This window comes from Planktothrix sp. FACHB-1355 (assembly GCF_014748295.1).
Taxonomy (GTDB): domain Bacteria; phylum Cyanobacteriota; class Cyanobacteriia; order Cyanobacteriales; family Aerosakkonemataceae; genus Aerosakkonema; species Aerosakkonema funiforme_A.
Window position 1 is genome coordinate 1 of the sequence record NZ_JACJUP010001326.1, and the last position, 1,728, is coordinate 1,728.

Below are 1,728 nucleotides of genomic sequence, written 5' to 3' on the forward strand. Positions count from 1 at the left end.
TCCCCCGATTCGCAACAGTTGGCGTCAACCTCAAGTACCGCATTGTCATTCACAACAAAACCAACAAAATCCAAAACAACCTGCAATTATTGGAAAGTTTTGCCGACCCCCGTCCCACTTTTCCAGAATTTATCGCCACACCGGAACCTGAAGAAGAAAAACGGAATGCTTTTGATAGATATGTGGGATATTATCGCTGGGTGTGGTTGATTGCGAGGAAACGAGTAGCGACAGCGAAAGCGATAGATTTACCTCCGCTTCCACCCAACAGTAAAACCGAAATCGTCTATGAGATTGCACCTGCTTATCGAGGCGTGATTCGGTTTGCTGATTTAACAGTTATTCGACCCGATGTTTTTGGTTTATTCAATGCTTGTGTAACCAATCATTTACCGCAATCTTTGTTAGTTTTGCCCAAATTATACAACGTACCACCGATTAAACTTCCCGGCGCGAGGAGATATCAATCTGGTGGTGTGGCGTTAGCTTCATCGGTGGGAGATTCAGAGGAATTTCGGTCTTTGCGAGAATATCGTCCGGGAGACTCCCTGCGAAAAATTCACTGGAAAAGTTGGGCGAAAGTTGGTAAACCAATTGTCAAAGAAGAACAAGATGAATTTTTTGTCCGCCACGCGCTGATTTTAGATACATTTCAAAGCGTTAAGTATAGTCAAATCTTAGAAGAAGCAATAGCAATAGCCGCTTCTTTAGCCTGCGAAGTGCAAACTCAAGAATCCTTATTAGATTTGATGTTCGTCGGACACGAAGCTTATTGTTTTACCTTTGGTAGAGGCTTGAGTCATACCGACAAAATGCTGGAAATTCTCGCTTCTGTTGTCGCTTGTCGGGATAAATCTTTTGATGCGATTATTCCTGTAGTGATGGAGAGGGTTTCGCTATTGAGTGGCTGTATCTGCATCTTCCTCTGTTGGGATGATGACCGAAAAAGGTTAGTTAATTATCTGAGTGGGATGGGTATTCATAGTTTAGTCTTAATTTTAACAGATGCAGATAAAACAAACAACTTCGATCGCGAATCAATGCCAGATGGAATGGCAACTTTCCGCATCTTAAACTTAGGCAAAATCCAAGAGGAATTAATGCAGTTATGAAAACACCAATGCTTCTGCTGGGTGCAGGTTTAATCTTTTGGGGTTGGCAAACGGGAATGTGGATTTTTGCCATACCGATGGCTATCCTTATCGAAGGTTCTCGCTTCATTTCCTGGCGGTGGGATTTCTCCAAAGCTGATGTGCGTCGCATAGCGAATTTATGTCTGATTGTTCTAATTTTTATATCTATTTTTCTGCTGATTCAAAATCCCACTTTTTACTTCGTCTATACTCTTTTCCAGTGGCTTCCGGTTGTCTCGTTCCCACTGCTGGCTACTCAAAGTTACTCGCTGGAAGAAAAAATTGATATAACGACACTTTTTCTTTTATTCAACGAAGAAGAAACGAACAAAAATAAACGATTTACCATTAATATCAGCTATCTCTATCTCGCTATTTGTATTTTAGCAGCTAGTAACGCCAATGTTAGGGATATTTATTTTTATATTGGGATGTTTGTGCTGTTAGCGATCGCACTTTGGTCAGTCCGGTATAAACGATTTTCGCCGATGCTTTGGCTGTGTTTCATTCTAACTGCTGGAAGTATTGGATTTATCGGACAACTGGGATTGCATCAACTCCATCTTACCATAGAAGACCGGGTGGCGACATGGTA

General features: G+C 41.6%; 1 protein-coding gene and 1 pseudogene. Both read left to right on the forward strand.

What is annotated here, in order from left to right:
• Window positions 1-1,112: DUF58 domain-containing protein (locus tag H6S82_RS32040; RefSeq protein WP_191057408.1), on the forward strand; the 1,112-nt coding region annotated here is incomplete at its 5' end.
• A pseudogene (locus H6S82_RS32045) lies at window positions 1,109-1,728 on the forward strand (transglutaminase domain-containing protein); the annotation flags it as partial. The gene H6S82_RS32040 and the pseudogene H6S82_RS32045, both read left to right, overlap by 4 nt.